The organism is Legionella sp. 27cVA30, assembly GCF_024160945.1.
GTDB lineage: Bacteria > Pseudomonadota > Gammaproteobacteria > Legionellales > Legionellaceae > Legionella_A > Legionella_A septentrionalis.
The window spans coordinates 844703-860521 of record NZ_JAMYXK010000001.1 but is presented as its reverse complement, the minus strand read 5'-3'; the positions used below and the strand labels follow the sequence as shown (position 1 = coordinate 860521).

The window sequence follows — 15819 nt, the reverse complement described above, 5'->3', positions numbered from 1 at the left end:
GAGCACTTCTTGGGGGGAAAGGAATTATGTCAGGTGTTAAACAAATAACCGAATCCACGCACGGTTTTTACCCAGTCTTCCCCTTGCGGATTATGACCGAGTTTATTTCGCAAATTACTGATATGTACATCAATACTGCGGTCATAGGCGGTGTATTTTCGCCCTAAGGCATACTCCGTTAACTCTTCCTTGGAATAAGCTTGCCCTGGGGATTTTATAAGCATTTCCAAAATATTAAATTCAGCGTTGGTTAATTCCAGTAAATTACCGCCAATGGTAACCTGCCTTTTCGCACAATCCACCATGATATTTCCATGCTCAATAATAGGCCTGTTGGCCGGAGCTTTTTGGGTCCTTCGTAAAATAGCACGCAACCTTGCTATTAACTCACGCGGGTTACAAGGCTTTGACAAATAATCATCTGCGCCTATTTCAAGCCCAACGATACGGTCAATATCATCTCCGCGCGCGGTCAGCATTAATACCGGCGTTTCTATATGTTCGCGAATCGTCCGCAAGACTTCAAAACCATTCAGTTTAGGCAACATGACATCTAAAATAATGGCATCGTAAGGCTGATTCAGTGCTTTTTTAATGCCGGATTCACCATCATGCACACAGGTCGTGATGAATCCTTCCGGCTCAAGGTAGTGTGTTAATAGCGTAGTTAACTCTGTATCATCATCGACTATTAGGATTTTGCTATTCATTGCGTTTTTCCTATCTCTTAGCCTATGGACAATTAAGATTCATTATTAGCAATAAAAGAGGATGCTGCGGTTTTTTCGCGACGATCATGACATTCCAACAGTTTGATTCGTCTGGCATCGGCATTGAGGATTTTAAATTCAAAGTCATCAATGGCGACAATTTCGCCTCGTTTGGGCAGATAACCAAAATTAGCCATGACGATACCGCCAATTGTGTCATAGGATTCATCGCTGAAATTTGTACCCAATTGCTCATTAAATTCCTCAATGGGCGTATGGGCTTTAATAATATAGTGTGCATCGCCATGGGATTTGATATAGGCTTCTTCATCGATGTCAAATTCATCTTCGATGTCGCCGATGATTTGTTCGATGATGTCTTCCAGTGTAACAAACCCGGCTACGGCACCATATTCATCCACGACAATGGCCATATGATTGCGGTTATTTTTAAATTCACCCAGCAATAAATCCAGCCGCTTGCTTTCCGGAACAAAGGTTACCTGCCGGGCAATATCTAAAACATCGAAAGTTTCACTTTGCCCATGAAAGCGCAGTAAATCTTTAGCATGCAAAATGCCGACTACATCATCCTTGCTATCTCCGGTTACCGGAAAGCGTGAATGTCCTGATTGCGTGACAATATCAATCACCTCGTTTAATTCAGCATCTTGCGGTACGCAAGTCATTTGCTTTTTAGGAAGCATAATGTCCCGGACTTTCATTTGGGAAAATAAAATAACGCCTTCTATCATCGCAAGCGTTTCGGCATCGATCAAAGAGCGAATTTGCGCATCGCGCAACAAGCTTATTAATTCTTCTTTGTTTTGAGGCTCAAGCTGTAAAAATTGTTTTAAGCGCATGAACCAACTCGTCTCATCATCCTTATTCAATTTTTATTTTCCTCTGCATGATAGGGATCTTCAAAACCAAGCTGGGCCAGTAATTTAGTTTCAATAGCCTGCATGAGACAAGCATCTTCTTCCTGTATATGATCATACCCAAGCAAATGCAATGTGCCATGAATTACAATATGTGCCCAATGTGCAATTAATGGTTTATTTAATGTTTGGCTTTCTTGTGCAAGAACAGCAGGACAAATAATGACGTCGCCAAGTAAAGGCAGCTCCAGTTCAATAGTTTGCGGCAGAGTGGCCGGGAAAGCAAGAACATTGGTTGGGGCATTTTTACTGCGGTAAGTGTGGTTAAGATGAGTCATTTCATCAATATCCACGAATCTTAACGTCAATTCCGCAGTCGTTTTTTCCGAGAGCGCCAACTCAACCCACTGCAATAATACGTGTTCGGGAACAGGAAGAGGAGTGGCGCACGCATCTTGAATATCAACATGGTAATTCATTTCTTAGTATCCTTGCTCCCTTCCTCGTAACTGTCGATAATTTTTGCAACCAAAGGATGCCTGACCACTTCGCGGCTGGAAAATTGATAGATACCTATTCCTTCAATTGCTTTCAGCAATTGAATGGCGTGTGGAAGGCCAGAATCAGTACCTTTTGGCAAATCCACTTGCGTGGTATCGCCGGTTACTACAGCTTTGGAACCGAAACCGATACGGGTTAAGAACATTTTCATTTGCATAATGGTTGTATTTTGTGCCTCATCCAGAATGATGAACGCTTCATTTAATGTGCGGCCGCGCATGAACGCAAGCGGCAGTACTTCGATTACATCGCTTTGTATTAATTTTTGTGCTTCCTTAAAGCCCAGCATTTCATAAAGCGCATCATAAATTGGGCGAAGATAAGGTAAAACTTTTTCAACCAAATCCCCAGGCAAAAATCCCAATTTTTCGCCAGCCTCAACGGCTGGCCGTACAAATACTAAACGTTGAACTTCGCCTTTTTCAAAGCTTTGAATAGCCTTCGCCACAGCCAAGTAAGTTTTGCCTGTGCCGGCAGGGCCTACGGCAAATGTCAGATCATAGTGATCAATGCCTCCCAGATACTCAGCTTGTTTGGCATTGCGTGGCAAAATACTTTTACGATTCAAGTAAATTTGGTTGGTCATTTTGGTGCTGTATTCCTCATGGTCCAATTGAGACATAATGATTGATGTGGTGATTGGATGTTTTGCCAATGCATGCAACCTGATCAAAGTTCTCTTCGCGGATTGTATATTTGCTTCCGAGTCGCCTCTCAATTCAATCGCATTGCCCTTAGGCTTGATGATGATTTTAAAAATCCGCTCAAGTGTTGTTATATTCTGATGCAATGAACCGCATAGGTTGGCGAGTTCCAATGCATTGAAGGCAGGTGTTTCCAGTAAATCCTTAAAAAGTGTACTACTCAATGTTTATTTAAAAGTTAATGAATCTACTTATAGGATAGTGCATGGATTTGCTGTTTCGCAAGTGAATTGCTGATTTAAGGAATAATCTGATATTTTTATTTTCATCAAGTATAATCGTTAATTATAAAGCTATACTCTTTTTTTCTAATGTGTACTAATTATGATTGACCTGCATTGCCACAGTTGTTTTTCCGATGGATTGTTAAGCCCTGCAGACTTGCTTGCGAAAGCAATTCACGCGAAGGTAAGGCTATTGGCTCTTACTGACCATGACAGCGTGGCAGGACTTAATTTATTAAATGAAGCTGCTTTTGCTAAGGATATTCAAATCGTCAATGGCATTGAGCTTAGTGTGCGTTGGAAGAAACATGACATCCATATCCTGGGGTTAAATATTAATCCGAAAGACACAGTCTTGACTGCATTAATTGCGAAGCAGCACGACAGCCGGCAAGTTCGTGCTCTGCAGATTTCTGAGTGTTTGTCGCATTTAGGGATACAAAATGCTTACCAGAAAGCCTGCGACATAGCAGGACATGGTGCAGTGGGCAGGCCGCATTTTGCGCAGGTTTTAGTAAATGAGGGAATTGTTAAAGACATCCAAACTGCCTTTAAGCGATTTTTAGGGCGCGGAAAGGGGGCTTATGTGCCCACGCCTTGGTGCAGCGTTGAAACGGCAGTAGCAGCGATCACCCATGCAGGCGGACAAGCAGTGATTGCCCATCCGCTGAAATATAAATTAACCCGCTCCAAGTTGCATGACTTGATCAGTGTTTTTAAAAGTGCAGGCGGTGAGGGGATGGAAGTAATATCCGGCGGGATGACTTCAGTGCAAATTAATGAGTTGGCTTCATTATGCGAGCGATTTAAATTATACGCTTCCACCGGGTCGGATTACCATGGAGATGCCATATCGAACACAAATCTTGGCCAACAGCAACAATTACCGTTAAACTGTACGCCTATCTGGCATAAATGGAATACAACTTTTTTGTAAACAGTAGAGATAATTTCCGATGTTTTAAGCTTCTGTTAAGCTTTTCACCGAATTCATTTCTAATGTTTCTTTAAGGTTAACAGGGGATATTATGAGTCAGTTTTTTGCAATACATCCTGATAATCCACAATCAAGGTTAATCCGCCAAGCAGTAGGGGTTATTGAAGAGGGGGGCTTGATTGTTTACCCCACAGATTCAGGCTATGCACTCGGCTGCGCATTGGGTAATAAATCAGCGCTCGATCGCATTCGGGATTTGCGGCAATTGGATAAGAACCACAACATGACTTTGGTTTGCCGGGATTTATCGCAGATTGGTACTTATGCGCGGGTAAGCAATCCCATTTTCCGATTGTTGAAAGCGTTCACCCCGGGCCCTTATACCTTTATTTTAAATGCAACTCGAGAAGTGCCGCGACGTATGTTGCATCCAAAACGTAAAACGTTGGGCCTGCGCATACCGGAAAATACGATTACCCTAGCGTTACTGGAAAGTTTGGATGCGCCTTTGATGAGCACTACATTGATATTGCCCGGCGCCAAAGCTCCATTAAGCGAGCCTGAGTCTATTCGGGATGTCTTGGGTAACCAAATTGATTTAATCATTGATGGGGGAAATTGCGACCAGCAACCGACTACGGTAGTCGATTTGACCGGTGATTTCCCGGCAATCCTTCGCGAAGGCAGAGGAGATCCGACCCCATTTAAATAATTGCTGCGAAGACGTGGTAAACTAGCCGCGCATGTTACTAAAAATCGTCATATTGCCTGCGGCGTGTATAAGTTTATTTTGCTTTTATTTCGAGGATTTTGATGTCAGCTTTATTCAGTGCCAATAAACGAGTTGTTTCCGGGATGCGGGCCAGCGGCCCCTTGCACTTGGGTCATTATCACGGTGTGCTGGAAAATTGGTTAAAACTACAGCACCAATACGATTGCTTCTTTTTTGTCGCCGATTGGCACGGATTGACCACTCATTATGATGAACCGGGGCGCATGGAGAAATACATCTGGGATATGATTGTGGACTGGCTAGCTTGCGGCATTAATCCAAGCTTGTCTCGCGTATTTATCCAGTCATGGGTCCCAGAACATGCCGAATTGCATTTACTGCTTTCCATGATAACGCCGCTAGGTTGGTTAGAGCGGGTTCCCAGCTATAAGGAACAACAGGAAAAATTACGTGATAAGGATTTATCCACCTATGGGTTTTTGGGGTATCCTTTGCTGCAAAGCGCGGATGTTTTGTTGTACAAGGCTAATTTTGTACCCGTAGGTGAAGATCAAGCGCCGCATGTGGAGCTTATTCGAGAAGTAGCAAGGCGCTTTAACTATATTTATGGTCGTGAGCCCAATTTTGAAGCTTTAGTCAATGATGCCATAAAAAAAATGGGTAAAAAGAATGGTAATCTTTATATTGAATTGCGTAAAAAATTCCAGCAAGAAGGTTGCCATGAATCATTAAATACGGCACAAGCTTTGCTTGCCAACCAACTGAATTTATCTTTGGGAGACAAGGAACGCTTATTGGGTTATCTGGATGGCTCAGGAAAAATTATTTTACCCGAACCGCAACTGCTGCTTACCGAGCATGCGAAAATGCCAGGTCTTGACGGCAACAAAATGTCAAAATCGTATAACAATACGATTACCTTGCGCGATACGCCCGAACAGGTTGAAAAGAAAATTCTTACCATGCCTACTGATCCAGCACGGGTGAAACGCACGGATCCAGGCGAGCCGGAACGCTGTCCTTTATGGCAATTTCATAAAGTTTATTCAAATGAAGAGGTAAAAGACTGGGCACAGACGGGGTGTCGTACGGCCGGCATTGGTTGCATCGATTGTAAACGCCCTGTGATCGATGCCATTAATCGGGAGCTTGCACCTATTCAGGCAGCAATCGGCGAATATGAATCTGATTTGGGTTCAGTAAAACGAATTATTGCTGAAGGCAGTGAGCAAGCTCGGGATGAAGCGAATAAAACCATGGAAGACATTCGGGAAGCGATGGGTTTGGATTACTGATGAGTGAATGCAGGGAAAGCTCTACTCATGTTGTTGCCATCGTGGAGGGTAAACCGCTCACTGAACTCCCCGGTGATTTGTTTATTCCTCCGGATGCTTTGGAAGTATTACTGGATTCTTTCAGTGGGCCTTTGGATCTCTTATTGTATCTAATCAGGCGGCAAAACATCGATATATTGAATATTCCCATCACGCTCATTACGCAACAGTACATGCAATACATACAGCTCATGAAGGAAAGACGCCTGGAATTGGCAGCGGATTATTTGGTAATGGCCGCCTTGTTGGCAGAAATAAAATCAAGGATGCTATTGCCGCCGGTTGTGGGTACACAAGATGAAGAAGCCGATGAAGATCCACGCATGACGTTAGTCAGGCGTTTGCAAGCTTATGAGCAGTTTAAAAAAGCAGCAGCTTATATTGATGCCTTGCCTCGTTATGAGCGCGATGTCTTTCAGGTGCATCTTGCTGCTGAAGTCGAAGCGATAACAGCTTACCCAAGCATTGAACTGGCTCAGTTGGCTGCAGTGATGACACAGCTTTTAGAGCAGCAATCGCATTTGTTACAACATCAAATAATTAAAGAGCCTTTATCAGTACGCGATCGCATGAATAAAATTTTAGCAGGTTTGCAGGATAGAGCTTTAGTAGAAATTTGCACTTTCCTAAGCCATGATGAAGGGCGTGCCGGTTTAGTGGTTACTTTACTGGCTACCTTGGAATTATCCAGGCAATCCTTGGTGATTATCATGCAAGCCGATGCATTTGCGCCTATTTATCTCAAGGCACCACACCATGGATAAAGCTGAACTAAAATTAATTATCGAAGCTTTATTGATGAGCAATGGCCCGCTTACACTGAATAAAATGTTAGAAGCTTTTGAAGAGGAAAATAAACCGAATGTTGAGCAAATCCAAGCGGCCATTCATGCGCTTAGTGAAGATTATAAACACAGGGCCATAGAATTAAAGCATCTGCCAGGGGGGTATTGCCTGCAAACCCGGATGCGTTTCAGTCCGTGGATAGCAAGATTGCTTGTGGAAAGGCCGGCTAAATATTCGCGTGCTTTATTGGAAACCTTAGCCATTATTGCTTATCGGCAGCCGGTTACGCGTGCGGATATCGAAGATGTGCGCGGGGTTGCAGTAAGTACTTCAATTTTAAAAACGCTATTGGAGAGGGAGTGGATTCGCATAGCAGGTCATCGCGACGTTCCTGGCAAGCCGGCTGTTTATGTAACAACCAAGGGATTTCTTGATTATTTTAATTTACAAAGTCTTAATGACTTACCAACTTTAGAGCAAATGATCCATCATGAGTAATGAACGATTACAAAAAATTTTAAGCCAGGCCGGTTTGGGTTCCAGACGTGAAATGGAACGCTGGATTGAACAAGGGTTGATTGAAGTTAATGGCGTACCAGCCAAACTGGGCGATGTGGCTTCGGCCGAAGATAAAATCAGCGTACGCGGCCGCTTGATTGCAAATCCCTTGAAATTGGCACAGAAAACACGCATATTGCTTTATCACAAGCCTGTTGGTGAAATTTCAAGCAGGCATGATCCGAAACATAGCAAAACCGTATTTGATAATTTGCCCGTGTTAAAGCAAGGACGTTGGGTGCAAGTGGGGCGCTTGGACATTAATACATCCGGTTTATTAATTTTTACGAATAACGGTGAATTGGCCAATCGCTTAATGCATCCTAAATACGAGCTGGAGCGGGAATATGCGGTCAGGGTCCGTGGAGAAGTCAGCGCCGAAGCGATTAGGAATTTACAAAAAGGCGTACAATTGGAGGATGGGTTTGCCAAATTCAAAAAAATTGAATTCCGCGGCGGAGAAGGTTCCAACACTTGGTATCATGTTGTATTAAGTGAAGGAAGGAATCGTGAAGTGAGGCGGCTATGGGAATCGCAAGGTGTTGAAGTGAGCCGTTTAATTCGCATACGCTATGGAAAATTGTACATGCCTCGTTCACTTGCACGGGGACAGTTTACCGAATTGTCCCCGCGTGAGGTGGATTCGTTTCTGGCAAGCTTATAAAGTTTGTCGCCGTAGTAAGCAGTTTGAGATTTAAAATGAGTAAAAGACGGAATCAAGTAACCAAAATCCCCGTACAGGCTGTTATTGAAAAATTAAGTCACGATGGGAGAGGCATTGCCCGCATTGAAGGTAAGACTACTTTTGTACAAGGTGCGCTTTCAGGAGAAACAGTTACTTTTGAATATTTGCGGCAAAAAAAAGATTTTGATGAAGGCAAATTACTCTCCATTATGGAGCGCTCCCAAGATCGCAGCGAACCTGCTTGCTCGCACTACGATTTATGTGGCGGCTGTTCTTTGCAGCACTTGCATGAAGAAAAGCAAATTGTTGAAAAACAAATGCAGCTTGCTGACTTGTTGAGTCGTATGGGGCATGTTGAGCCTAAGTATTGGCTGCTACCATTAACTGCGCAAGCATGGAATTATCGTAATAAAGCCCGCTTGAGTGTGCGCTTCGTAGAAAAAAAACAAGCCACGCTGGTGGGGTTTCGTGAAAGAAACAATCCGCGCTTCATTACAGAAATTCATCATTGTCCGGTTTTAAATGCCAAGGTGGATGCCAATATCAGCGTTTTGCGCACATTATTGGCTGCCTTTTCTGATCCGCACTCCATTGCTCAAGTGGAGGTGGCTGCCGGGGACGAAGATGTTGCTTTAATTTTCCGCAACCTATCCCCTTTAAGCATAGATGATGAAGTAAAATTGCAACAATTTGCCAAGGACACAGGATTTAAGATTTTCTTGCAGCCTGGGGGACCAGAGAGCGTATTTTTGTTTTATCCAAAAGAAGCGGGGGAATTTTTAACGTATGCGTTACCTGAGCAAGGTATTCGTTTTAAGTTTCACCCCACTGATTTTACCCAAGTGAATAGTTCGTTAAACCAAATAATGGTTAAACAGGCATTAACCTTATTGGATTTATGCTGCGATGACAAAGTGTTGGACCTTTTTTGTGGTTTAGGAAATTTTTCCCTGCCTATGGCTAAACTATGCCATCGAGTTGTGGGTGTGGAGGGAAGCCAGACTATGGTGCAGCGGGCTTCTATGAATGCAAAGTGCAACGCGATTGATAATACTGAGTTTTTTTGTGCCAATCTGGAAGACGAAGAAGCACTGGCTTTGCTGCGGCCCTACCAGTTTAATAAAGTATTGTTAGACCCACCGCGCACGGGTGCCCTAACCATTGTGCAAAATATCAATAAAATTGCGCCTCAGCGTATAGTTTACATATCCTGTAATCCAGCAACTTTGGCTCGTGATGCAGGTATTTTGGTTAAGCAACAAGGATATCAAATGACAGCAGCCGGAGTGATGGATATGTTCCCGCATACTGCTCATGTGGAGTCGATTGCATTATTTGAAAAAGGATAATGGCGTATGGTACGTGTGAAAGAAAATACCCTTTTGTTAGCTGATGGCAGCATTGATGTGGAGCAATGGCTGCATCATTTAGGCAGCAAAGGATATTTTCAAGATCTGGAACGATTGCGTACCGCATGTACATTGAGCCAGCTGGCAGGCCAAGATCACCCGACGGAGACGGGGGAGCCTTGTTTTCAGCAAGGGTTGGCGATGGCAGATGTATTGGCTGATTTGGAAGTCGACCACGAAACGTTAATAGCCGCTATCATTTATGAAACGGTTCATTACGCCGAACTGTCGATGGATGTGGTAGAAGAGCAACTTGGCAGCAACATCGCAAAATTGGTGAAAGGCATTGAAAAAATGAATGCCATTTCCAATCTTCGTGTGCTGGGTAAGTATCCGCAGAGCAAACATCAAATCGATAACATACGAAAAATGCTGTTGGCCATGGTAGACGATGTCCGCGTCGTTTTGATTAAACTTGCCGAGCGTCTCTGTGTCTTGCGATCTCTTGCCCCCATGTCGGAAGCCATACGAATACAAATGGCGACTGAGGCTATGGAAATTTATGCCCCGCTGGCCAATCGTTTGGGGATTGGTGCAATTAAATGGGAAATGGAGGATTTGGCATTTCGCCACCTCCATCCCGAAGACTATAAGGCCATTGCCAAAGGTCTCAAATCCAAGCGCTTGGAACGCGACCATTTTGTTAATGAAATTATTGAAGAATTAAATCAACACATAAAAAATTTAGGTTTTCAGCATTTTGCCGTATATGGCCGCTCCAAACACATTCACAGTATTTACCGCAAAATGCAACGGAAAAATGTATCGCTTGAAGAAATTTATGATGCAACAGCCGTGCGTATCTTAGTTGAAACAGAAGCTCAATGTTATGAAGTTTTGGGTTTGGTGCATGCAAAATGGCCACAGGTGGTTGCTGAATTTGATGATTATATTATTCATCCTAAGCCAAATGGTTATCAATCCCTGCATACTGCGGTAACGGGTAAAGAAGGGCGGGTGTTCGAAGTACAAATCCGTACCTTTAAAATGCATGAACAGGCTGAAATGGGAGTTGCTGCTCATTGGAAATATAAGGAAGGTGGTGTAGCACGTAAGGAAAGCCATGAACGTAAAATTGAATGGCTGCGCGACGTTTTGGCATGGCATCAGGAAATGGCAACGAACCAAGGTATTTCACCGGCCGTTGAAACCGAATTTCTTGAAGATAGGGTGTATGTGTTTACACCAGATGGCGATGTTTTGGATTTACCGCATGGTGTCACCCCGCTTGATTTTGCTTACCACGTGCACAGTGAGTTAGGGCACCGTTGCCGCGGGGCCAAGGTAAATGGGCATATTGTCCCTTTGACTTATAAATTGAAAACAGGAGACCGGGTTGAAATTTTAACGGGGAAAGAGGCACGCCCATCCAGAGATTGGATCAACCCACATTTAAATTATCTGAAAACTCCGCGCGCGAAAGCGAAAGTGTTGCACTGGTTTAAAATGCAGGATTATGATCGCAACCGCGATGAAGGGCGCGAAATTTTAGATCAGGAATTAAAAGCATTAGGGATCAAAACAGAGCGTTTACAAGACGTTGTAGTCTCCTTAAATTTTAAGAGCCTCGATGATTTATACGCAGCCCTAGGACGTGGCGATCTAAGGCTTGGGCAAATATTAAACCGCATTACTCCCGCTGAGCCGCAAGAGGTTGCCATCCAAAATATTGTAAAACCCCAGCTCAAACCCGAGGTATCCGGCAGTGATTTACGTATAGAAGGCGTGGGGAATTTATTAACTCATATGGCAAGATGCTGTCAACCGGTGCCAGGGGATGCGGTAATTGGCTACATTACTTTGGGCAGAGGCGTGTCTGTACATAGACAGGATTGCCCCAACATCATCCATGCGGGCGAAAGGCAACGGCAACGTTTTTTACAAGTGAACTGGGGAAGTACCACACGCGAGCATTATGTCGTTGATATCTTAATACGAGCGTTTGATCGAACCGGTTTACTGCGGGATATCACTTCTTTACTGGCGAATGAAAAAGCACATGTATATTCTTTGCAGACACAAATTAACAAACAAGAAAATACTTCATTTATTACGCTCACGGTAGAAATTGATGGTTTAAACAGTTTATCTCGATTATTAACCCGGCTTGAGCAAGTTCCAAATGTTTTGGAGGCACGCCGCCAAGTCTGAGTCATTTTTATTCTTAATTCAAACTCTTAGGTCATTTTGCTTCATAAAAAAATCATTTGATCAAAATATAATCATTTGTTAAGATGCCGATCTAAATTATTGTCTTAATGAATTGATTATGCACAGCAAACAAAAGATTGAAACCAGCCAAGAAACCCTTCCAGCGAAGCGCAACAAAAAAGTTCCAGAGAAATATAAGGAATATCAAGAAACCTTAAAAAAACAGAGAAGAACTGGAAAGAAAATAGCAGAACAGGAACAAACCAAGTCTATAGAACTAAAAGTAACCGCAGCTGTAAGAGGATTGGCTCAACAATCATTGTTTGCAGACAAAGCCAAGGAAACCCAACCTGAGGGTATTAAAAAGCAAAGAAAAAGGATTGCCATCTCGGCGGAACACAAAGTGATGAAGCAGCTTGATATAACCAACATGGATGCCAAAGACTACATCCATTCGCCCTACGATAAACCAGATTTGTTTAAAGTAAAGCGCGTGGACGTCATCGATAGCTTTGGACTTTTTGCGGTTGAAGATCTTTCCCCAGAAAAATGCATTGCGGAATACACCGGGAAGATTTTTACTCCAGAAGAATTCCAGCAATTTCTTGATAAAAACGAAAAAATGGACAGCAATTATGCCATGGAAATTGGAAAGAAAATTATCGATGCACAAGTTAGCGGGGGCTTTGGCCGTTATATCAATTGTTCTGAATGTCAACCAAACGTTGAATTTAGAAATTTTAAGGATGAGCGGGTGCTTATCTATACTAGTCAAGGCATTAAAAAAGGGGAGCAGCTTTTAGTTGCTTACAATGTATATAACGAACAGGCTGCCCAGCATCATAAATTTCTTAACCCGCAAGATGGCCATCTATCGACTGCTGAATTTCTGCAAAAGCATATAAAAAGTTATACGCTCAGTGTGTTCCCTTATCACTGCACGCCCCTTAAAAAACAACAAAATGTGTATGAAACCCGCATTGGACAATGCGTTTCCCAACAGAAACTGTTGTCTGCTCAATCCAATTTGGCAAAAGATGAAGTCAATTTCCCATACCTTGCTTTAAATCAAAACCATGAAATCATCGATGCCAGGGAAATAGATATGGTAAATCCCCTGATGTTGGCCAGTTTCCTGGGTCAGGTAGACAATGTAAATTGGTTGCTGGAGCACGGTGCCAATATGAATGCCCAGCAAAATCATTCAGGTTATTATCCGTTGTTTTTTACTTTAGAAGGCTATAAAACTGCAAAGCAAAAAGATAATTATCTTAAAATTTTAAATTTGTTAATTAGCAAAGAAGCGAATCTAGCCATTTACGATAAAAATGAAGAAACATTTTTCCATAGAGCAGTACAAAGCCTGGAAGCCAAGGATTTGGAATTTATTTTAAACGCTTGTGCCAAAAGAACAGGAGCTACGACTTGGTTTCAATATGTTGATAAAGACAACCATGATTTAGTGACTCGCGCACTGGCAAATCATGAAATCGAGAAAGTTTTAGTTTTGTTAAAATTCTACCCAGATTATTTTCAGGACAATTTCGAAGCAGACGATTGCGAACAATCGTTGATTCAAGAAAAATTTACAGAAATTTTAGGTTCTCTGCCGCTGGAAAAATACAGAAAGTTTTTCAAAGGACTCCAAAATCTGGAAATCGAGGTTGAGGATTATTTTTCCCAGTCAAAAATATTGTTTAAAAAATAATCCCCAAGGCAACAGCTCGTCCTTCGCTTAATAAAATATTAAAGGTACGGCTTGCTGCTCCAATATTCATGCATTCCAGGCCGATTTTTAATTTGGATAAATGTTGCAAAACTTCGACAGGCGGTTGAGCACCGCCTGTGTTATGACCAATTACAATGACTTCGGGCTGGAGTACTAGTAAAGGCTCTAGAATGGCAACATTTAGTTCACGAATGGTTTGCGGCCGCCAGTCAGCATTTATTGTTTCCCGACTTACCCAAAGGTTTTGTGTATAAACCACAGAATTAATTTTAATTTCTGTTTCCGAATAGCCTTGAATACTGTGTTTGTCTCTTTGTTCACGTGTAATTTGCATGGTTTTTAATCGTTCAATAATTTATACTGCTTCCGCGTTAACACTGTATACATTATATCACAGAGGTCAATCATCATGAGTCAATTCCCCCGAATTAAGCGCTTACCTCCTTATGTGTTTAATACCTTAACACAGCTTAAATCCGAGGCGCGGGCGCGGGGTGAAGACATTATTGATTTTGGCATGGGCAATCCTGACCAACCTACACCACAGCACATAGTAGATAAATTAATCGAAACTGCAAAACGGCCAGACACCCACCGTTATTCCATGTCCAAGGGTATTCCGCGTTTGCGCCGCGCAATGGCAGGTTGGTATCAAAGAAATTATGGCGTTGCCCTGGATAGTGAAAAGCAAGTGCTGACTACCATTGGTTCAAAAGAAGGGTTGGCCCATTTGGCATTGGCTATTTCCGGTCCGGGTGATACGGTGATAGTGCCCGATCCAGCTTATCCAATCCATACGTATGGATTTGTCATTGCCGGAGCTAACGTCAAGCAAATCCCTTTGCTTAATGAGGCGCAGTTTTTACAAGCGGTCGAGGAAACCATTGCGCAAACCTGGCCAAAGCCTAAAGTTTTGGTCATTAATTTCCCTTCCAACCCAAGCGCTCACTGCGTCGACTATGAGTTTTTTGAGCAAGTGGTGGCTTTGGCCAAACGGCACCATATTTGGGTAATTCATGATTTAGCCTACGCTGATATCGTTTTTGACGGGTATAAAGCACCTTCCATTTTGCAAGTTCCTGGCGCGTTTGATGTAGCCGTGGAAACTTACTCTTTATCCAAAACATATAATATGCCCGGATGGCGCGTAGGGTTTGTCTGCGGGAATGAAGAGTTGGTATCCGCTTTGGCTAGAATTAAATCTTATTTGGATTATGGAACATTTACTCCAATTCAGGTTGCGGCCATTACTGCTCTTGAAGGAAGCGATGAGTGCGTGCATGAAATTAGGCGCATGTATGAGAATCGGCGCAATGTGTTATGCGATGGCTTGGAAGATATCGGCTGGCAAGTCGAGCGCCCCAGAGCCACCATGTTTGTCTGGGCAAAAATCCCGCCATTTTATCGGCATATGGGCTCGCTTGAATTCAGCAAGTATCTTTTGCAGGAAGCCTGCGTAGCAGTTTCTCCAGGAATTGGGTTTGGCCAAATGGGGGATGAATTCGTACGCTTTGGCCTCATTGAAAATACCCAACGGATACGGCAGGCACTGCGAAGCTTAAAGTTATTATTTAGACAGGATGGCTTTTTAAAGGCTGTTTAACATGGATGTCGTGATCAATGCAGAAATTCAAGATATCCCAAGAGAAAGCTTAGAACTTGTCTGTCGGGGAAATTTCTATCATCACGTGCTGACTTGCCTGGGCTATCCAGAAAGTTCTCCACCCATTGCTGATCTTTTAAGAAGACTTTATGGCCTTGCGGGAGAATGGCTTATGGTTTCTCCGGTGCATTGGCAAGCTAGCCACAATGACGCCATGATTCTGGCAAGCGGCCGTGAGATGCAGCTTTCCGAGGCAGAATCACAGCAATGGTTTGCAGTTTTAGGCGATTTTGTTGCGCCAGAAGGCATGACGGTTTATTACTGCGATCGATTTACGTGGCTGCTGCAAGCCCCAGGAAAGCCTTCGATACAAGCTAAGCCCGTGCAGCAGTTATTGCATCAATCGTTAATGCCGCAATTACGCAATCTGGATGCAAGTTTTTTTTGGCAACGTTTTATTACGGAAAGCCAAATGTTTTTCAGTGCTCATCCTTTGCACCAGAAAAACCCTGGACCAGCTGTAAATGGATTATGGATTTGGGGCGGGGGCATGCTCGATGCCCCCCAAACTCGTTTTATTCATTACAACAGTGAATTCACTTGCAATTTAGCCAAGCATTTATCAACGCAGGCAACCCCTTATCAATCTTCTCAACTGTTTGGAAAAAATGATTTGCTATTACTGGATACCATTGATTCTAATCTACTTTTACAATTGCAATCGCAATTAAGAAAGGATACTGTCCATTGGTATTGGAATAATCTTGCATACACCACCCAAGCGAAATCCTGGTGGTCGCGTTTGTGGAGTTAA

At 43.0% G+C, this 15819-nt stretch carries 16 protein-coding genes; 11 read left to right on the top strand and 5 right to left on the bottom strand.

Annotated elements, in window-relative coordinates; translation table 11 throughout:
* Nucleotides 1-29 precede the first annotated feature (29 nt).
* The 4 genes from cpxR to NKV53_RS03845 are packed head-to-tail and all read right to left on the bottom strand — an operon-like array spanning nucleotide 30 to nucleotide 3020.
* Complete coding sequence (gene cpxR, locus NKV53_RS03860; RefSeq protein ID WP_126953523.1) at nucleotides 30-710, bottom strand: two-component system response regulator CpxR; 681 nt, start codon at nucleotides 708-710, stop codon at nucleotides 30-32.
* A gap of 32 nt (nucleotides 711-742) precedes the next feature.
* Nucleotides 743-1603, bottom strand: a complete 861-nt coding sequence (locus NKV53_RS03855) for an HlyC/CorC family transporter (RefSeq protein ID WP_199737742.1) — start codon at nucleotides 1601-1603, stop codon at nucleotides 743-745.
* Nucleotides 1600-2070: an rRNA maturation RNase YbeY gene (gene ybeY, locus NKV53_RS03850; protein ID WP_126953525.1), complete on the bottom strand. Its 471-nt coding sequence runs from the start codon at nucleotides 2068-2070 to the stop codon at nucleotides 1600-1602. Before ybeY ends, NKV53_RS03855 begins: the two co-directional genes overlap by 4 nt.
* Nucleotides 2067-3020: a PhoH family protein gene (locus NKV53_RS03845; protein ID WP_199737744.1), complete on the bottom strand. Its 954-nt coding sequence runs from the start codon at nucleotides 3018-3020 to the stop codon at nucleotides 2067-2069. The genes ybeY and NKV53_RS03845 overlap by 4 nt, the downstream gene beginning before the upstream one ends.
* A 160-nt stretch (nucleotides 3021-3180) precedes the next feature.
* On the opposite strand from NKV53_RS03845, the gene NKV53_RS03840 reads away from it, so the two are divergent.
* The 9 genes from NKV53_RS03840 (at nucleotide 3181) to NKV53_RS03800 (ending at nucleotide 13381) form a co-directional block, all read left to right on the top strand.
* Nucleotides 3181-4017, top strand: a complete 837-nt coding sequence (locus NKV53_RS03840; protein ID WP_127032564.1) for a PHP domain-containing protein — start codon at nucleotides 3181-3183, stop codon at nucleotides 4015-4017.
* Nucleotides 4018-4108: 91 nt separating this feature from the next.
* The gene (locus NKV53_RS03835; RefSeq protein WP_126953527.1) at nucleotides 4109-4729 is read left to right on the top strand and encodes an L-threonylcarbamoyladenylate synthase; all 621 of its coding nucleotides are present in this window, start codon (nucleotides 4109-4111) and stop codon (nucleotides 4727-4729) included.
* Nucleotides 4730-4830: 101 nt separating this feature from the next.
* Nucleotides 4831-6045, top strand: coding sequence for a tryptophan--tRNA ligase (locus NKV53_RS03830; RefSeq protein ID WP_126953528.1), 1215 nt, complete (start codon nucleotides 4831-4833; stop codon nucleotides 6043-6045).
* Nucleotides 6045-6848, top strand: coding sequence for a ScpA family protein (locus NKV53_RS03825; protein WP_126953529.1), 804 nt, complete (start codon nucleotides 6045-6047; stop codon nucleotides 6846-6848). Before NKV53_RS03830 ends, NKV53_RS03825 begins: the two co-directional genes overlap by 1 nt.
* On the top strand, nucleotides 6841-7368 hold the full coding sequence (gene scpB / locus NKV53_RS03820) for an SMC-Scp complex subunit ScpB (protein ID WP_126953530.1): 528 nt from the start codon (nucleotides 6841-6843) through the stop codon (nucleotides 7366-7368). The genes NKV53_RS03825 and scpB overlap by 8 nt, the downstream gene beginning before the upstream one ends.
* Complete coding sequence (gene rluB, locus NKV53_RS03815) at nucleotides 7361-8092, top strand: 23S rRNA pseudouridine(2605) synthase RluB (protein ID WP_126953531.1); 732 nt, start codon at nucleotides 7361-7363, stop codon at nucleotides 8090-8092. Before scpB ends, rluB begins: the two co-directional genes overlap by 8 nt.
* Before the next feature lie 35 nt (nucleotides 8093-8127).
* Nucleotides 8128-9462 carry a 23S rRNA (uracil(1939)-C(5))-methyltransferase RlmD gene (gene rlmD, locus NKV53_RS03810; RefSeq protein WP_127032563.1) on the top strand — a complete coding sequence of 445 codons (1335 nt, stop codon included), beginning with the start codon at nucleotides 8128-8130 and terminating at the stop codon, nucleotides 9460-9462.
* Nucleotides 9463-9468: 6 nt separating this feature from the next.
* Nucleotides 9469-11673 (top strand): GTP diphosphokinase, encoded by a 2205-nt coding sequence (relA, locus tag NKV53_RS03805; RefSeq protein ID WP_126953533.1) that lies wholly within the window; start codon nucleotides 9469-9471, stop codon nucleotides 11671-11673.
* 118 nt (nucleotides 11674-11791) lie between these two features.
* Nucleotides 11792-13381: an SET domain-containing protein-lysine N-methyltransferase gene (locus NKV53_RS03800; RefSeq protein WP_126953534.1), complete on the top strand. Its 1590-nt coding sequence runs from the start codon at nucleotides 11792-11794 to the stop codon at nucleotides 13379-13381.
* Here the strand turns inward: NKV53_RS03800 and NKV53_RS03795 are convergent.
* Nucleotides 13371-13736 (bottom strand): Mth938-like domain-containing protein, encoded by a 366-nt coding sequence (locus NKV53_RS03795; RefSeq protein ID WP_126953535.1) that lies wholly within the window; start codon nucleotides 13734-13736, stop codon nucleotides 13371-13373. The genes NKV53_RS03800 and NKV53_RS03795 overlap by 11 nt on opposite strands.
* Before the next feature lie 75 nt (nucleotides 13737-13811).
* On the opposite strand from NKV53_RS03795, the gene alaC reads away from it, so the two are divergent.
* Nucleotides 13812-15005, top strand: coding sequence for an alanine transaminase (alaC, locus tag NKV53_RS03790; protein ID WP_126953536.1), 1194 nt, complete (start codon nucleotides 13812-13814; stop codon nucleotides 15003-15005).
* 1 nt (nucleotide 15006) lies between these two features.
* Nucleotides 15007-15819, top strand: a complete 813-nt coding sequence (locus NKV53_RS03785; protein WP_126953537.1) for a hypothetical protein — start codon at nucleotides 15007-15009, stop codon at nucleotides 15817-15819.